The 18,295-nt window shown below is 44.2% G+C and carries 11 protein-coding genes; 9 read left to right on the top strand and 2 right to left on the bottom strand.

The genetic code is table 11. The features are described from left to right. Positions 1–242 precede the first annotated feature (242 nt). The 5 genes from mnmA to VIM89_RS15365 all read left to right on the top strand — a co-directional run bounded on the left by mnmA (position 243) and on the right by VIM89_RS15365 (position 6,527). Positions 243–1,331, top strand: coding sequence for a tRNA 2-thiouridine(34) synthase MnmA (gene mnmA, locus VIM89_RS15385; RefSeq protein ID WP_488157058.1), 1,089 nt, complete (start codon positions 243–245; stop codon positions 1,329–1,331). Between the two features lie 199 nt (positions 1,332–1,530). Next, on the top strand, positions 1,531–3,852 hold the full coding sequence (topA, locus tag VIM89_RS15380; protein ID WP_488157057.1) for a type I DNA topoisomerase: 2,322 nt from the start codon (positions 1,531–1,533) through the stop codon (positions 3,850–3,852). A 108-nt stretch (positions 3,853–3,960) separates the two neighbouring features. Continuing rightward, positions 3,961–4,365 carry a hypothetical protein gene (locus VIM89_RS15375; RefSeq protein ID WP_488157056.1) on the top strand — a complete coding sequence of 135 codons (405 nt, stop codon included), beginning with the start codon at positions 3,961–3,963 and terminating at the stop codon, positions 4,363–4,365. Positions 4,366–4,581: 216 nt separating this feature from the next. Beyond that, a complete protein-coding gene (locus tag VIM89_RS15370) occupies positions 4,582–4,932 on the top strand; it encodes a hypothetical protein (RefSeq protein WP_488157055.1) in 351 nt (116 codons plus the stop codon). 458 nt (positions 4,933–5,390) lie between these two features. Further along, complete coding sequence (locus tag VIM89_RS15365; RefSeq protein ID WP_488157054.1) at positions 5,391–6,527, top strand: AbiH family protein; 1,137 nt, start codon at positions 5,391–5,393, stop codon at positions 6,525–6,527. 126 nt (positions 6,528–6,653) lie between these two features. Here the strand turns inward: VIM89_RS15365 and VIM89_RS15360 are convergent, their stop codons facing one another. After that, positions 6,654–6,782 (bottom strand): hypothetical protein, encoded by a 129-nt coding sequence (locus VIM89_RS15360; RefSeq protein ID WP_488157053.1) that lies wholly within the window; start codon positions 6,780–6,782, stop codon positions 6,654–6,656. A gap of 123 nt (positions 6,783–6,905) precedes the next feature. Between VIM89_RS15360 and VIM89_RS15355 the strand changes: the two genes are divergently transcribed. Continuing rightward, positions 6,906–12,491: an alpha-2-macroglobulin family protein gene (locus tag VIM89_RS15355; protein ID WP_488157052.1), complete on the top strand. Its 5,586-nt coding sequence runs from the start codon at positions 6,906–6,908 to the stop codon at positions 12,489–12,491. A gap of 70 nt (positions 12,492–12,561) precedes the next feature. Here VIM89_RS15355 and VIM89_RS15350 read toward each other — a convergent pair whose 3' ends face one another. Further along, entirely contained in the window at positions 12,562–13,287 is a 726-nt protein-coding gene (locus VIM89_RS15350) for a glycosyltransferase family 2 protein (RefSeq protein ID WP_488157051.1), read from the bottom strand. 26 nt (positions 13,288–13,313) lie between these two features. On the opposite strand from VIM89_RS15350, the gene pbpC reads away from it, so the two are divergent. The 3 genes from pbpC to VIM89_RS15335 all read left to right on the top strand — a co-directional run bounded on the left by pbpC (position 13,314) and on the right by VIM89_RS15335 (position 18,222). Beyond that, positions 13,314–15,704 (top strand): penicillin-binding protein 1C, encoded by a 2,391-nt coding sequence (gene pbpC, locus VIM89_RS15345; protein WP_488157050.1) that lies wholly within the window; start codon positions 13,314–13,316, stop codon positions 15,702–15,704. Positions 15,705–15,811: 107 nt separating this feature from the next. After that, the gene (locus tag VIM89_RS15340; protein WP_488157049.1) at positions 15,812–16,522 is read left to right on the top strand and encodes a 3'-5' exonuclease; all 711 of its coding nucleotides are present in this window, start codon (positions 15,812–15,814) and stop codon (positions 16,520–16,522) included. Next, entirely contained in the window at positions 16,522–18,222 is a 1,701-nt protein-coding gene (locus VIM89_RS15335) for an ABC transporter ATP-binding protein (protein WP_488157048.1), read from the top strand. The genes VIM89_RS15340 and VIM89_RS15335 overlap by 1 nt, the downstream gene beginning before the upstream one ends. Positions 18,223–18,295: the final 73 nt, after the last annotated feature.

The raw sequence follows: 18,295 nt of genomic DNA, 5'->3' as shown, positions 1-18,295 counted from the left end.
AACCCACAACCACCGTCCGTCCGTCGCACTCCCCCTATTGTCGTTACAAGTTGTGACATCCAAATCAAATTACTGCAACTGCCACTCAAAACTGTTCCGTTCTTTATTTGGTAACACTCCCTCACAGAACACACCTGATTAACCAATCACCGATTAACTGGTTAACTGATAACCTACTCCCATCACAAATTACCATACCCTGACTTAACAACAATTTCAAAAACCGTATCTTTGCAGCCCATATGAGTAAGCACGGCAGGATATTAGTGGCGATGAGTGGCGGAGTTGATAGCTCGGTTGCGGCAATTATGCTGCACGAACAGGGCTATGAAGTGATCGGCCTTACCATGAAAACATGGGATTATGCCTCCTCAGGCGGTAGCTCTAAAGAAACCGGCTGCTGTAGCCTGGATAGCATCAACGATGCACGTGCATTAGCTGTAGGTTATGGTTTTCCTCATTATATCCTCGATATACGCAGCGAATTCGGTGACTTTGTGATCGATAACTTTGTGGATGAATATCTCGCCGGTCGTACCCCTAACCCCTGCGTTTTGTGCAATACCCATATTAAATGGGAAGCTTTGTTAAAGCGTGCCGATAAGCTGGATTGCGAATTTATAGCTACCGGGCATTACGCTAATATCCGTATGCACGATAATGGCCGTTATGTGGTATCTAAGGGTTTGGATGAAAATAAAGACCAGTCTTATGTGCTTTGGGGCGTATCTCAAAAAAACCTTGCACGTACCAAATTCCCGTTAGGAAGCTTTACTAAAGCAGAGATCAGGCAAATGGCTTTAGATATGGGCCAGGTAGAATTAGCCGGTAAAAGCGAAAGCTATGAAATATGCTTTGTGCCCGATAACGATTACAGGGCCTTCCTGCGCCATAAAGTGGAAGACCTGGACGAACGTGTAGGCAAAGGCAATTTCGTGCTTACAGACGGCACTGTAGTGGGCCAGCATCAGGGCTATCCTTTTTATACCATTGGTCAGCGTAAGGGATTGGGCATTGCATTGGGTCATCCCATGTTTGTAGCCCGTATTGATCCGCATACCAATACCGTGGTTTTAGGTACGCAGGAAGAACTGGAACGCAAGGAAGCCTGGGTGCGCAACCTTAACCTGGTTAAATACGAAAGCATCATCGACCCTATTGAAGCGGTAACCAAAATACGCTATAAAGATGCCGGTACCCAAAGCACCATCGTACAAATGGGCGAGCATATGAAAGTGGATTTCACCCACAATGTAAGCGGCATAGCCCCGGGTCAGTCTGCTGTATTCTATGAAGGGAATGATCTGCTGGGCGGTGGGTTCCTGATGTAATCTCTTTGTTGAAAGGTTGTAAAGTTGGAAGGTTGAAAAGTTATTTTTAGGGTAATATAACCCCTTCTAACAATGAAACAATCCAACAATTAAGCCAACTTTACAACCTTCCAACTTTTCAACTTTCCAACCAACATTCCCACAAACAATTTGCGTTTCCCTTACTTTATGTTTTATTTGCAAAAAAATAATTGGTTTAATGGCTAAAAATCTACTCATTGTTGAATCTCCGGCTAAGGCCAAAACTATCGAGGGTTACCTGGGCAAAGACTTTACCGTAAAGTCGAGCTATGGGCATATCCGCGATCTGGTGAAGTCGGAAGATGCGATCGATATCGCTAATAACTTTGCACAAAAATATGAAGTACCTGCGGATAAGAAGCAGGTAGTAAGCGAGTTAAAGAAATTAGCCAAGGAAGCAGAGATGGTTTGGCTCGCATCCGATGAGGACCGTGAGGGAGAAGCCATATCCTGGCATTTATTTGAGACTTTGGGTTTGAAAGATGCCTCTACCAAGCGCATCGTTTTCCACGAGATCACCAAACCTGCTATTTTAAAGGCGATAGAAAATCCACGTAAAATAGATTATAACCTGGTTAACGCACAGCAAGCACGCCGTGTATTGGATAGATTGGTAGGCTTTGAACTTTCTCCTGTGTTATGGAAAAAAGTAAAGCCATCGCTGTCAGCCGGCCGTGTACAGTCGGTTGCTGTCAGATTGATTGTCGACCGTGAGCGTGAGATAAACAAATTCCAGTCTGAAGCTGCGTTTAAGATCGTAGCGATATTTGGTAAGGGTAAAGAAGCTTTTAAAGCCGAACTGCCTGAACGCTGGGCTAAACAGGAAGATGCTGAGAAGTTCCTGAAGGATTGCATTGGTGCAGATTTCAACGTAAACTCACTCGAAACCAAGCCAGCTAAACGTTCACCCGCTGCGCCGTTCACCACCTCTACACTGCAACAGGAAGCTAGTCGTAAACTTGGCTTTTCGGTATCGCGTACTATGACAGTTGCACAGAAGCTGTATGAATCCGGTAAGATCACCTACATGCGTACCGACTCGGTGAATTTATCCGACCTGGCTTTGAACGCTGCCGCACAAGAGATCAACTCAGCTTATGGCGAAAAATACCATCAGCTTAGAAAATATAAAACCAAAGCCGCAGGTGCACAGGAAGCACACGAGGCGATACGCCCAACCTATTTCGATGCTCACACTATTGACGGTGATGCCTCAGAAAAACGCCTCTATGAGCTGATCTGGAAACGCGCCATTGCCTCCCAAATGAGTGAAGCTTTATTTGAGAAGACTGTTGCAAAGATCAGTATATCAACACGTAAAGAAGAACTGGTAGCCAATGGCGAGGTAATGAAATTCGACGGCTTTCTGAAAGTTTATTTAGAGTCGGTTGATGACGAGGATGAAGCACAAAATGGAGAAGGTAATGCTATCCTGCCGCCTTTAACCAAAGGACAGCGACTGGATTTGCAGGAAATGACTGCTACCGAGCGTTTCTCCCGGCCTGCTGCCAGATATACTGAAGCAAGTTTGGTAAAGAAACTGGAAGAGTTGGGCATTGGCCGTCCGTCCACGTATGCGCCTACAATTTCTACGATACAAAACCGTGGTTATGTGGTGAAGGAAGACCGCGAAGGCAAGCAACGGAGTTTTCGTGTACTGACGCTGAAAGGCGCTAATATCACCAAAGAAGAAAAAACTGAAAATACAGGTGCCGAACGTGGCAAGCTGTTCCCGACCGACATTGGTTCAGTAGTGAACGATTTCCTGGTGCAATACTTTAACGGTATCGTTGACTACCACTTTACTGCCGGTGTGGAGAAGCAATTTGACGAGATTGCGCAGGGAATGGAAGAATGGACGGAGATGATCCGCAAATTCTATAACCCGTTCCACAAAGAGGTGCAGAATACCATCGAGACGGCGGATAAAGCAACAGGCGAGCGTGAGTTGGGCATTCACCCTGAAAATGGTAAAAAGGTATCGGTGCGTATCGGTCGCTTTGGGCCATTTGTGCAGATCGGTGATAGTGATACCGAGGAAAAACCACTTTATGCCAGTCTGCGTGCAGGTCAGAGCATCGAGACCATTGCTTTAGAGGATGCGCTTGAACTGTTCAAGCTGCCAAAGAAAGTAGGTTCGTTTGAAGATAAGGAAATGACTGTCGCCATAGGTAAGTTCGGGCCTTATATCCGTCATAACAGTGCATTCTATTCGCTGCCTAAGGGCGTCGATCCGCTGGATGTATCGGAAGAGCAGGCTATCGAGATCATACAAGATAAGCGTAAAAAGGATTCAGAGCGCCTGATCAAGACATTCGATGAAAACCCGGATGTAAAGATCCTTAACGGTCGCTGGGGCCCTTATATTGAATTTGGCAAACAAAACGTTAAGATACCAAAGGGCAAAGAGCCCAAAGACCTCACCTACGAGGACTGCAAGGCCCTTGCCGACGCCGAAGCCAAGGCACCGAAGAAGAAGTTTGTGAAGAAGGGGAAATAGTGTTGTAAATGTTAAAAAGGTTGTAGAGGTTGTAATAGTTTATTTCAATCTCTACAACTACTCCAACACTTACAACTTCTACAACCTCTACAACTAATACAACCAACAATGATAAAAGACATCCCGGAAAATATAGTAAAGGATATCGCCATTGCGGTGGCGCTGGAGGGTGAGACTGTGGAGAGCAAAACATGGTATGTCTACCTCATTAATATGAAAAATGAGCCGATTGAGAATGTGCTGATCACCTCAAAGGGTTATGGCGAAAAGGATGGCGAACCCGTTAAAACCTCCACCCTGCGCCACATGATACCGCTGCTTGAAAACAGCGCCTTTGCCCTCATCGAGCCGATAGACGAATCCACCTTCGGCCTCAACAACGAGTACTGGCTCAGCTACTACATCGGCCGCGAAATATTCGACAAAAAATTCATCTTCCTCCCCGAAAGCATTGTGGAATCTAACTTTATCAAGCTCCCCATTTTGAATAAGCCAGGAGTGATGATTAGGTAGTGAACAGTGAGTGGTGAATAGTCAATATTAAAAAATGTCATGCTGAACTTGTTTCAGCACCCCATCATAAAGGTATGAGATAGACAAGTCTGCTACATGCAAATCGCAGACTAAGCATGACGTCGACCTGTCCTGTGGGTTCCCGAAACAAGTTCGGGATGACGTAAAATGCAATAATAACCGCAAATTTCGCACTAAAACCGTATTTTAGGCTACATGAAGTCAACCTTACAAAACATACACCCTATTTTCTTTTTAATCCTTGCCACAACCCTCGAAGTTAGCGGAGACGCGCTGATCAGGAAAACCATATATGAATATTCAGGCGTTGCCAGGATTGGTTTTGGATTGATCGGTATCCTGCTGCTTTTCGGTTATGGTTTCTTCCTTAACCTCGCCCCCGTCGAGTTCGGCAAAGTTGTGGGGCTGTATATCGCCACCCTGTTTATTGTTTGGCAGATCATCACCTATTTTACCTTTAAAACCATTCCCTCAGTGCCGGTTATGGTAGGCGGTTCATTGGTTGTGTTGGGTGGGTTGATCATTACTTTCTGGAAGGTTGGTTGAAAGATTATCTGATAATAAGGGTGTCATGCTGAGGCACTCGAAGTATGGTGTGCAAAGGCCTGTCCTGCATATTGTCTGAACCGGAATCTCCAGAATTAATGAATTTACAGAATAGAACTGCCAACGCAAACTTAATAACTGCAAACTGAATTAGGGCGTTGCCTGCGGCCGCGCTGTCCGTTCATACGCCTTCTGGCATTAGCCACAAGCCGGTATCCACTACCATCGCTAACGCATTTGTCTGAACCATGATTCACTTAATTTATTGATTACTATGATTTCTTAAAAGCCGCGTCTTTGCGAGGAACGAAGCAATCTCCGAACTATGCAGATTATTGAGCAGGGATACCTTTCTATCCGCTCTTTATAGTTTAAACAACAAGCGAGGACGCTTGCGGAAGCTTAGGGAGAGCCTTGGTGGTTATCGGAATAAGATTGTTAAATTATTAAATTTGAATATGAATAGACTTATCCTTATCGGCAATGGTTTCGATCTAGCACATGGTTTGAAAACAGATTATAACAGTTTTATTTTATGGTACCTAAACAAATGTCTCACTGTTGCTTGTAATAATAGTTGTTTAGGCCGCAATTATCAAGATGAGTTATTAGCTGTGGATTACAATTATCCGGGCTATTCCTTTGGGGCTAAGGGCGCAATAGAAAGTATTTCCTATTTAGTCGATCATTATTACGAGAAAGGGATGAATCATCTATTCAAGGATGATCAGTTATACATAATTAAAGGCTATGTTCATCGCAACCCTTTTAAAGTAACTGTAAAATCAAACTTTTTTGACGAACTGATACATAAATGCACAAATGCAAACTGGGTAGATATTGAAAACGAATTCTATGATAAGCTCAAAGAGCTTTTGAATGTTGAACATCCTAGAAGGGTTACTTTACTTGAAAAATTAAATAACGATTTAGAAGTCATAAAAAGGGAGTTAGAGGAATATCTTTTAACGATCAAATGTGAAAAATATAGCCCTTCGTATTCAAGCATATTCAACTCTTCCGTCAATCTATCTGAGATTCTTTACAGAAATCTAAAAGTCTACCACGGTCCAGTTAACTCTATGATATTGAACTTCAACTATACTTCCACAATTGAGAAGTATCTTAAAAAGAATGATGACTTACCACACATTTCGATACCTATAGATGTGAATTATATCCACGGTCGTATAAACGACAGCAACAATAAAATAATCTTTGGATTTGGCGATGAATTGGATGAGGACTATAAAAAGATGGAGTTGTCAAAAGACAATGGCTTTTTTGAACACATCAAGTCGTTCGGTTATTTCAAAACATCAAATTATCACAATCTGATCCGTTTTATTGAGAGCGACGAATATCAAATTTATATTCTTGGTCATTCTTGTGGCCTATCGGATAGGACTATGCTCAATATGATCTTTGAGCATACAAATTGCAGATCAATCAAAATCTATTATCACGGCACCACAGAAAAAAACAACTATATCCGTTTAACGCAAGAAATATCACGGCACTTCCGTGATAAGGTTGCAATGCGTAGTAAAATCGTTCCTTTCGACAAATCATTTCCAATGCCTCAAATTGAGTAATCGTCAGTCCGTCTCCCTCCCCCAACCCTGTTACACCGTGTAAGTTTTCGCGTTAAGGATGGAAGTGGATACCGGCCCTGTGACTAATGCCCGCGCAGTATGAACGTACAGCCTGACCCGCTTCTATCAGCGGGAAACGCCCTGATCTTCCAGCCTGTCATTCTGAACGAGAGTGAAGAATCTACTTCCTGCATATTTCCGGTTCCTGACAGCTTCACGGAATAGATGCCTCTCCGCTAGCCAGCGGATCAGCATGACAAAAAATAAAAACTTACAACGTATTACGTAAAACGTACAACCATCCCCCAACCTCTCCGCAAAACATTCCTCTTTTATTTCCGGAAATTTCATATTTTACGTAAATATTTCACCTTATCCATGGAAGACACTGAAAGCCTTTCCCCTGCACGCAGGCGCCCTTTTATTGCGCTTGTGGCTACTATTATTTTACTGGTTGCTGTTTATTTTATTTTTCACCGCAAGCATAGCACTGCGGTTGATCCGGCGTTTAGCAAGTACATCGAGTCGTACACGTCGGGCATTATTTCTAAAGAGGGCACCATCCGTATCCGGCTGGCGGGCGATGTTCCTACCACGCATGTGCAGAACGATAAGCTGCCCGATGGCGTGTTTGATTTTTCGCCGTCTATTGCCGGTAAAGCTTATTGGGTGGACGAGCGCACCATCGAGTTTAGACCCGAGAAGAAGCTGGTGGCGGATCAAAACTATACGGCCGAGTTCGAGCTGAAAAAGATTGTGGATGTGCCCGACCGCTTTAAGGAGTTCAAGTTTACTTTCCAGACCGTTAAGCCCGATTTTACCCTTTCATTTAAGGGTTTGCAGACCGCAACCAGCACGTCGCTTGATAAAATGAAGCTGGAGGGCGAGGTTCAAACCGCGGATGACGAGAATAATGCCGATATAGAAAAGCTGATCAGCGTGAACTATGCCTCGCCTACCCGCATCAGCTGGCAGCACAACAATGTGCAGCGTACGCATAAGTTTACCATTACCGATGTGGCGAGGGGCAATAATGCGGTGAACAAGCTTGGGGTAAACTGGGATGGCAGTAGCCTGAATGTAGACAAAAAAGGTAGCCAGGAATTTGAGATACCCGCCATCGGCGATTTTAAGGTGCTAGCCATCACAGCCGTGCAGGATCAGGATCAATACGTGCTGGTGCAGTTTTCGGATGCGATACTGGTGGGCCAGGAACTAAAGGGACTGGTCGGTATAAAGAATGTGGAAGACCCTGCCTATACCATTGAGGGCAGTACGGTTAAAATATACGCTCCCGACCGTTTGCAGGGCAATTACAGCGCTTTTGTGAATGAGGGTGTCGAGAATATTTCGCATAAGAAGATCACGCAGCCTTATACGGCCAGTGTGTTTTTCGAGAACAGGATGCCTTCGGTGAGCATTCCCGGCAAAGGCGTTATACTGCCTGACTCAGGTAAGCTGACCATGCCTTTTGAAGCCGTGAACCTGAGCGCAGTGGATGTGAGCATTATTAAGGTTTATGAGAACAACGTGCCGCAGTTTTTCCAGAATAATGATTTTAACGGCGGTCAGGAGTTGCGGGCTGTTGGCAGACCGGTAGTTCAAAAGACTATCAGGCTTGATGCGGATAAGAGCCTTAACCTGAGCAAGAAGAACCGCTTTATGCTGGATATTGACCAGCTGCTACGTGCCGAGCCGGGCGCTATTTACCGGGTGGTGATCGGTTTCAGGCAGGAATATTCCTTGTATAACTGCAGCCTGGGTTCGCCGGTGCTGAAGAAGAATGACGGGACGGACGATGAGGAAAGTTATGAGTATGACAACAATTCAGCCAAAATAAAAGACGAGGACGACGACTTCTGGCAGCGCTACGATAACTACTACCCGGAAAGTTACAACTGGAACGAGCGTTTTGACCCGTGCAAGGGTTCGTATTATACTAAGGACCGCTGGGCTAAGCGGAACATCATCGCCTCCAACATCGGCCTTATAGCCAAGCGCGGCAATAACAACAGCATGACTATTGCGGTGACCAACATCCTGACGGCCCAGCCGATGACGGGCGTTACGCTGGAGTTGCTGGATTTTCAAAAACAGTTATTGTATAAAGGCACATCCGATGGTGATGGTATGGCTAATTTCGACCTGAAGCGTAAGCCTTACCTGTTGGTGGCTACGCATGGAGCTGAGAAGGGATACTTAAAATTGGATGATGGCAGCTCGCTCCCACTGTCGCGCTTTAATGTGGGTGGCGACGAGATTCAAAGCGGTCTGAAAGGCTTTATTTATGGCGAACGTGGTGTATGGCGACCGGGGGATTCGATATTCTTGTCGTTTATTTTAGAGGATAAGCTGAAGACCTTGCCTCCGGATCATCCTGTCGAGTTTGAGCTCTACAATCCGGACGGACAGTTGTATAAACGGATCACGCAAACTAAATCGGTAGATGGATTCTATAGTTTCCATACGGCGACGGAGACCTCATCGCGCACAGGTAACTGGATGGCGAAGGTGAAAGTAGGTGGCGCTACGTTCGAGAAGAACATCAAGATAGAAACCATTATGCCTAACCGCTTAAAGTTGAAACTCGACTTTAACGGGGCAACTGAACTATCAAAAGGCAGCAATACCGATGGAAGACTGGAGGCGCATTGGTTGTTCGGTGGTATAGCACAGAACCTAAAGGCTAAGGTAGATGCGTTCCTGTCGGCACAAACAACATCATTCAAAAACTATCCTGATTACACTTTTGACGATCCTACCCTGGCCTTTAATACCCAAACGCAAACCGTATTTGATGGTAAGCTGAATGAGAACGGCGTAGCTTCTGTTAATGCGGACATTAATGTAGAAAAGCAGGCACCTGGCCAGCTAAGGGCAAACTTTGTGGTGAAAGTGTTTGAGCCGGGAGGTAATTTCAGTTTGCAAACGTTGTCGTTACCTTATAATGTGTATCCGGGGTATGTGGGTATCAAAACCCCAAAAGGCAGTGATCTTTCGGGTATGTTGTTTACCGGCAGGGATAACCAGGTAGATATAGCCGATGTGGATACCAAGGGCAATGCGATAAGCGGAACACGTGAGGTTAAGGTGGAGTTGTACAAGATACAGTGGCGCTGGTGGTGGGATCAGACGGGCGATGCGATCAGCAATTTTACGCAGGATAAGTATAATAAGCTGATAAAGACCGAAACAGTTAGACTGACCAACGGTAAAGGCAACTGGAATTTAAATATCGCTTCGGAAGACTGGGGGCGTTACCTGATCAAGGTATCTGATGAGCAAACCGGGCATTCGTCAGGTAAGATCATTTATATGGATTGGCCAAACTGGTCGGAACGTTTACAACAGACGAACCCTACGGAGGCTTCTATGTTATCCTTTACATCGGATAAAAAGAATTATAAAGTTGGTGAGCAGGCGACACTGACCATACCTACCATGTCGGACGGACGGGCATTGATCAGTTTTGAGAATGGTAGCAAAGTGCTCAAAACAGTTTGGATAGATACCAAAAAAGGACAAACACAATACAGCTTTAAGGTAGACGAAAGCATGGCGCCTAATATTTTTGTGAATGTGACCCTCCTGCAACGACATGCGCAAACGGTGAACGATTTGCCGATACGTATGTATGGAGCTATCCCGTTAGAGGTGGATAACCCGGAAACGATATTGAAGCCGGTTATCGATCTGCCTGCTAAGCTGAAGCCTGAAACGCCGTCATCTATCACTGTTTCAGAAGCATCGGGCAAGGAGATGACCTATAGCATAGCCATAGTAGATGAAGGTTTGTTGGATATTACCAATTATAAAACCCCTGATCCGCATGAGACCTTCTATGCTAAAGAAGCCTTAGGTGTAAAAACCTGGGATCTGTTTGATTACGTGATCGGCGCTTATGGCGGGGGTTTGGAGCGCATCCTGAGTATAGGTGGTGACGGTACGAATGGTATTAAGAAGAATGTATCTGTTAACAGGTTCAAGCCTGTGGTGAAGTTCCTGGGGCCATTCCATTTAGGCAAGGGAGAAAAGCAGACGCATGGCTTTACACTGCCGCAATATATCGGCTCTGTGAAGGCAATGGTGATTGCAGGGCATGAGGGCAGTTATGGTTTTGCAGAGAAAGCTGTTCCGGTTAAAAAACCGTTGATGATACTGGCTACGCTGCCAAGATTATTAGGACCGACAGAAAAGGTTCAACTACCGGTAACCGTATTCGCTTTGGAGCCTAATGTAAAAACGGTGAATGTAAGCGTACAATCCAATGCCTTCAGCAACCTGAATGGCAACAACAGGAAGACGGTTACTTTCACAAAGACAGGCGATCAGTTAGTCACTTTTGATTTTGATGTGAAGGATTTTATAGGTGTTGGTAAAGTGAAGATACTGGCACAAAGTGGGAGTGAGAAAGCGGCTTTTGATATTGAGCTGAATGTGCGTAATCCTAATCCGCCTATTACAAAAATAACCGAGAAGGAATTGAAACCTGGTGAAACATGGGTAACCAACTACTCAGCTATAGGTATGAATGGTACGAATAAGGCCACTGTCGAGGTAGCCTCTATCCCACCGTTAAACCTTTCCAAACGACTGGATTACCTGATCGAATATCCTTATGGTTGTGTGGAACAGACGACCTCATCGGCATTCCCGCAGTTGTATTTGAGCCAGATATTGGATTTGAACCCGGTACAGAAGGCTGAAACAGAACGGAACATTAAAGCGACGATCAATAGACTGAATGGTTTCCAGGTTTCCGATGGTGGCTTAAGCTACTGGCCTAATGAAGGTGAATCTGATGAATGGGGAACAAATTATGCCGGTCACTTTATGCTGGCTGCACAGGAAAAAGGTTACAGCTTACCAATAGGCTTTATTGAACGCTGGAAGAAATACCAGAAAGCCAAAGCAGTAGGCTGGGCACCGGATACACGCAGTTTCTATGGATCTGATTTGATTCAGGCTTATCGACTGTATCTGCTGGCTATGGCACGTTCACCAGCATTGGGAGCGATGAACCGATTGCGTGAGTTTAAATATATCAGTGTAGAAGCTAAATGGCGTTTGGCAGCAGCTTACAAATTATCCGGTCAGCCGGAGATTGGTCAGCAAATGATCGCAGGCTTGCCGACTACCATCAAGTCTTATAATATGATGTACGGCACTTATGGCTCTGATCTGCGTGATGAAGCCATGATATTGGAGACGTTGACGTTGTTGGGCCAACAGCAAAGAGCGTCAGCCTTATTACGTACTGTAGCTTCGCGCTTATCACAGGATGACTGGTACAGCACACAAACCACTGCTTATTCTTTACTAGCGATAGCTGAGTATTGTGGTGTAAATAAGTCGGGGGCTAAGCTTCAGTTTAATTATAATGGAACAAGTGTTACATCAGGCTCTTACCTATGGCAGTCAGCAACTGCATCCAACGGTGGTAAAGTAGTGATTAAAGACAATGGCTCCAATAAACTATATATCAGGTTAATACAGAAAGGGCAACCATCATCAGCGCAGGATGTACAATCGATCAGCAAGCCGGATATATTACAAATGCGGATCAGTTATTCCACTCTTGGCGGCAAGCCTGTAGACCCTGCCTCACTAAAACAAGGGACGGACTTTGTAGCACAAGTAAACATCAAAAATCCGGGGCATCGTGGTCGTTATGATAACCTTGCTTTGACGCAGATATTCCCTTCAGGATGGGAAATATTGAACACGCGAATGATGAATGATGACGAGGCTTTCAAATCATCACCATCCGATTATCGCGATGTAAGGGATGACCGGGTAAACACCTATTTCAGCCTGCCAGAAGGCAAGGAAGTGACCTTCTTTGTCATGCTGAATGCAGCATATACCGGCAAATACTACCTACCAGCAACAAGCTGCCAGGCCATGTATGATGTATCGGTAAACGCGGTGGAGAAAGGGAAGTGGGTTGAGGTGGTTAAGTAGTTATCAGTGACCGGTGATCAGTTAATCAGTGATTGGGGTTTAACTGATCGCCGATTAACTGGTTAACTGATCACTTTGCCCCAAACATCCCGTACTTCAAAATACAGTAAATAGCGCGGAAACCATCCTTCCATCCTATTTTCTTGCCGTCTTCGTAGGTACGGCCGTAGTAGGATATGCCTACTTCATATATCCTGATTTTAGGAACACGGGCTATTTTTTGGGTTACTTCAGGCTCAAAGCCGAAACGTTTTTCACGCAGTGGGATAGATTGTATGGTTTTGGTATCGAATAGTTTATAGCAGGTCTCCATATCTGTCAGGTTCATGTTAGAGAACATATTGGAGAAAAACGTCAGCCAGCGGTTGCCAATGGTATGCCAGAAGAACAGAATGCGGTGGGGATTGCTACCCATAAAACGGGACCCATATACCACGTCAGCAAAGCCATCAATTATGGGTTTTAACAGGTCATTGTATTCATTGGGATCATATTCCAGGTCGGCATCCTGTATGATGAGGTATTCGCCTGTTGCTTTGGCTATACCGGTGTGCAATGCAGCACCTTTACCTTTATTTACTTCGTGTTTGAAGTATTGGATATTCATATCCGGGTTGGCAGTTTTGTAATCGGCAATAGCCTGCTCGGTATGATCTTTTGAGAAATCATTAACAATAATAATCTCTTTTTCGATGTTACCGGTAAGTTGAACGGATTTAATTTTATTGAGTATCAGGTGGATGGTATTCCCTTCGTTATAAGCCGGAATAATGATCGATAATTTGTTTATTTTCATTGTCTATCTAAATAGATACTCTGATTGTGAATAAGGTGCTTCAGCGCGTTAAACGATACGTTCAAAAACCAAAAGTAATCATAATTCTCGCTATTCTGCTGGCTTTGATGCTATGGTTTTGGTTTTGCCTGCCGCGACAATTGTTTAACAGTCCTACCTCTTATGTAATTGACGATGATCGGGGACAGTTATTAGGTGCAGCCATTGGGACGGACGGACAATGGCATTTTCCTTATGATACCGCAGTCCCCGAGAAGTTTAAGCAATGTATTATCGCCTTTGAGGATAAGCGTTTTGAGCATCATCCCGGCTTTGATATTATCGCTTTCAGCAGGGCTATCAAACAAAATCTGCGTTCCAAGCATGTGGTAAGCGGTGGTAGTACAATTACTATGCAGGTAATCCGACTGGCAACTAAGCATAAGCGCACATTTTGGAACAAGTTGAGCGAGATATTTATGGCCATGCGCCTGGAATGCACTCATAGCAAGCAGGAAATATTGGCGTTATATACCAGCAATGCACCTTTTGGCACCAACGTAATAGGGTTAGATGCAGCAGCATGGCGATATTTTGGACGCAGCCCTGATAAACTGTCCTGGGGAGAAATGGCAGCTATGGCTGTGCTTCCTAATTCTCCGTCATTAGTTCACCCAGGAAAGAACAGAGAAACTTTATTAAGGAAAAGAAATCTGCTTCTGGATAAGCTGTATAAACAAGGTACCATTGACAGTACTACCACTGCCCTTGCCAAATTGGAGCCTGTACCCGACAGACCTATGCCTTTGCCACAGTTGGCACCTCACCTTTTGGAACGCTTTAAATCTGATCATCAAAATGATAAAACAGGTGATACGCGTATCCGCACAACAATTAAATCCAATCTGCAACAACAGGTAAACGATATTCTGGAAAGACATCATTCGGTTTTAAAAGCTAACGATATCAATAACATAGCCGCTGTTGTATTAGATGTGGAAACAGGTGCAGCAGTGGCTTATGCAGGTAATATTTCTCACCCGGAAGACCCCGAAATGGAGAGCGATGTGGATGTGGTGAATGCCCCACGAAGCCCTGGCAGTACATTAAAGCCACTGTTGTACGCGTCCATGCTTCATGATGGTTTGATATTACCTAACAGCCTTATCCCTGATATACCTACTCAGATTGCAGGTTATCATCCCGAAAATTTTGATCTGGGCTATGATGGTGCAGTGCCTGCGTCAAGGGCATTATCACGATCATTGAATGTCCCGGCGGTAAAAATGCTGCAGCAATTTAAGTATGAACGTTTTTACGACTTTTTGCAAAAATCAGGTATTACAACACTGAAAAAACCTGCAGATCATTATGGTTTGTCTCTGATTTTAGGCGGAGGTGAAAATACTCTTTGGGAATTGACGGGTGCTTACGCGGACTTGGCGCGGGTATTGAACCATTACAATAAATACAATGGTAAATATGATACGGCGGATTATCATAGCCCGGTTTATGCCATTCAGCCTGCGAGAAAACCACAACTGCAAAAGTCAGGTTTATTAGATGCCGGATCGATCTATTATACCTTCCAGGCAATGGAGGAAGTAATGCGGCCGGGTGAAGAAATGCTTTGGCAGCAATTCAGCTCCAGTCAGCGCATAGCATGGAAGACAGGTACTAGTTTTGGTTTCCGGGATGGTTGGGCTATTGGTGTTACGCCAAGATATGTTGTCGGGGTTTGGGTTGGAAATACAGATGGCGAAGGTCGACCTGACCTAACTGGTATCAATACAGCTGCCCCTATCCTATTTGAGATATTTAGATTGTTACCTGTTGCACGCGATTGGTTCGATATGCCGGTTGGCGAAATGGTGAAAATAAAGGTATGTCATAAGAGCGGTTACCGGGCTGGTGAATATTGTGAAGATACCGACGAAATGTGGGTTCCCAAAAGTGGTTTAAAAGTGCCTATTTGCCCATGGCATCAGTTGGTGCATTTGGATGCAACCGGCAAATGGCAGGTAACCGGTGATTGTACGTCGCCCAATAATATGATCAGCAAATCATGGTTTGTGTTGCCTCCATCAATGGAATATTATTATAAAACTAAGAACTATCAATACCATGTACTCCCACCTTTCAGGTCGGATTGTGCTTTGGCTGAGCGTGGTAGCCCGATGGAACTCATCTATCCAAAAGATGGCGCTAAGGTGTATGTGCCATTAGAAGCGGACGGTAATCGGGGACGAATGATCTGCAATGCTGCCCACCGGCAAGCAGGCGTAAAAATATTCTGGCACCTGGACGATAAATATGTAGGCGAAACAACTGATTTCCACCAGATCGCGATAAATCCTCCTGCAGGAAAACACCGACTCACTTTAGTGGACGGCAATGGCAATAATTTACAGATCAATTTTGAAGTACTCGCTAAATAAAGTTGGCAGTTTGCAGTGGGCATTTAAAACTAATTGAATCCTGCAAACTGCACACCACAAACTGCCAACTGATTTATTATCTTGCAACAGAATAGAAACACATAAAAATGCTCGAACAATACGACCTGAATAACCTGATGATATTGGACATTGAAACTGTGCCTCAACATAGCAGTTTTGATAAGGTTCCGGAGCATATGCAAAAGCTTTGGGATTTGAAAACCCAATATCAACGCAAGGATGAAACAGCCGAAGAGTTTTATGGTCGTGCAGGTATTTGGGCCGAATTTGGCAAGATCATTTGCATATCGGTTGGGATATTTACAAAAGGTCGTGAAACAGGGCTCAGGGTGAAATCTTTTGCTTCACATGATGAAACGGAGATATTAATCAATTTTGGTGACCTGCTTCGTTCTCAGCCGCCAACCCTAGTGCTTTGTGCGCATAATGGTAAGGAGTTTGATTTTCCATACATCTGTCGCCGTATGCTCATTAACGGATTGCAGATACCGCCTCAATTAGAGATATCAGGTAAAAAGCCCTGGGAAGTAAATCACCTGGATACGATGGAGCTATGGAAATTCGGGGATTATAAAAGCTACACCTCATTGAATCTTCTCACCGCTATTTTTAATATTCCTACGCCAAAAGATGATATAGACGGCAGTATGGTTGGCCATGTATACTGGAACGAGAATGACCTTGAGCGCATCTCCACTTATTGCCAGAAGGATGTGATCGCCACGGCGCAGCTCATCAGGCGTTATCGTGGCGAAAATTTGATCGAAGATGATTTGATAACCCTGATCGGACAATAATGCTGCAGGTAAAAAACCTAAATGTCAAATTCAAATCCCGCGATGGTTTCATAGAGGCCGTTAAGGATACTTCATTTACGCTTAACAAAGGTGAAACTATCGGTATCGTTGGCGAATCTGGTTCGGGTAAGTCGGTTACCTCGCTGGCTATTATGCGATTGCACAATTCAGGTAATACGGTAATTAATGGCGAAATACTCCTGAATGATACCGATATTCTACAGCTTCCTGAAGATGAAATGCGTGAAATGCGAGGTAACCGTATCGCCATGATCTTTCAGGAGCCGATGACCTCACTCAACCCTGTTTTAACTTGTGGTTTCCAGGTAACAGAGGCTATTCGTTTTCATTTGGGTGTAAGTAAACAGGAAGCAAAACAGAAAACTATAAAGCTTTTTAACGAAGTACAATTACCCAGACCAGAATCTATTTTTGATAGTTATCCGCACCAGTTATCGGGTGGACAGAAGCAGCGGGTAATGATCGCGATGGCCTTATCATGTGATCCGGAAATATTGATAGCTGACGAACCAACTACTGCACTGGATGTCACCGTTCAAAAAACGATTATCGAGTTGCTCTTACGATTAAAGACGGATCGCCATATGAGCCTGATCTTTATATCTCACGATCTGGGTGTAGTGAGTGAAATCGCCGATCGGGTCATCGTCATGTACAAAGGCAATATTGTTGAAGAAGGAGAAACCAAAAGTATATTTACTGAACCAAAACATCCTTATACTAAAGGATTACTGGCTTGCAGACCTTCTCCTGATCATAAACTGAAAAAACTGCCTGTTGTGGCAGATTTTCTGGACGCGGAAGACAGGTCTGTTTCTGTCGAAACAATAAGAGAGGAATACAGCTATAAAGGCAATGAGATAAAGGACAGGAAACAAAAACTCTACGCTCAACAACCTATTCTGCAGATAAACGAATTATGTACCTGGTTCCCGGCTGGTGCAGGCTTATTTTCCAATAAAAAAATATTTGTAAAGGCTGTTAACCAGGTAAGTTTTGACGTTTACCCTGGTGAAACTTTAGGTTTGGTTGGTGAATCAGGCTGTGGTAAATCAACATTGGGCCGAAGCATTTTAAGGCTTATAGAACCAACCTCGGGGAATGTAAATTTTGAGGGCGCTGATTTACGAACATTGGGCAAAAGGGATATGCGTAACATGCGCCGGGATATTCAGATCATTTTCCAGGATCCGTATTCATCGTTGAACCCTAGGCTTACCATTGGTGATTCGTTGATGGAACCTTTGCAGATACACCAGCTTTACGAGAATAATACCAAACGGAGGAAGAAGGTACTTGAATTACTGGAACGAGTGAACCTTCCGGCAAGTTACTTTAATCGTTACCCGCACGAGTTTTCGGGTGGGCAAAGACAACGTATTGTTATTGCGCGGGCATTGGCTTTACAACCAAAGTTTATTATATGCGATGAATCCGTATCGGCTTTGGATGTTTCTGTTCAGGCTCAGGTACTTAATCTAATCCGTGAGTTGCAGCAGGAATTTAACCTGACCTACATTTTCATTTCGCACGATCTTTCAGTTATCAAACATATCTCCGACCGTATTATGGTAATGAACAAAGGCAAGATAATTGAAACGGGGGATCCTGATGATATTTATTATCACCCTAAAGAAGAATACACTAAACGGCTTATATCCTCTATCCCTGGTTTATAACTCAAAAAAGTGAGCTTGAATTTAGTTCTCATTACCCATGACTTGCGACTCAGAACTCAAGACTTAATGCGTA

It is taken from the genome of Mucilaginibacter sp., assembly GCF_036568825.1.
GTDB lineage: Bacteria > Bacteroidota > Bacteroidia > Sphingobacteriales > Sphingobacteriaceae > Mucilaginibacter.
This window is presented reverse-complemented; position numbering and strand designations above follow the sequence as displayed.

Coding starts and splice junctions, on each gene's coding strand:
- VIM89_RS15335 (WP_488157048.1), top strand. CDS start 16,522: ATGCTGCAGGTAAAAAACCTAAATGTCAAATTCAAATCCCGCGATGGT.
- mnmA (WP_488157058.1), top strand. CDS start 243: ATGAGTAAGCACGGCAGGATATTAGTGGCGATGAGTGGCGGAGTTGAT.
- VIM89_RS15350 (WP_488157051.1), bottom strand. CDS start 13,287: ATGAAAATAAACAAATTATCGATCATTATTCCGGCTTATAACGAAGGG.
- VIM89_RS15370 (WP_488157055.1), top strand. CDS start 4,582: ATGAAGTCAACCTTACAAAACATACACCCTATTTTCTTTTTAATCCTT.
- topA (WP_488157057.1), top strand. CDS start 1,531: ATGGCTAAAAATCTACTCATTGTTGAATCTCCGGCTAAGGCCAAAACT.
- VIM89_RS15365 (WP_488157054.1), top strand. CDS start 5,391: ATGAATAGACTTATCCTTATCGGCAATGGTTTCGATCTAGCACATGGT.
- VIM89_RS15360 (WP_488157053.1), bottom strand. CDS start 6,782: ATGCTGATCCGCTGGCTAGCGGAGAGGCATCTATTCCGTGAAGCTGTC.
- VIM89_RS15375 (WP_488157056.1), top strand. CDS start 3,961: ATGATAAAAGACATCCCGGAAAATATAGTAAAGGATATCGCCATTGCG.
- VIM89_RS15340 (WP_488157049.1), top strand. CDS start 15,812: ATGCTCGAACAATACGACCTGAATAACCTGATGATATTGGACATTGAA.
- VIM89_RS15355 (WP_488157052.1), top strand. CDS start 6,906: ATGGAAGACACTGAAAGCCTTTCCCCTGCACGCAGGCGCCCTTTTATT.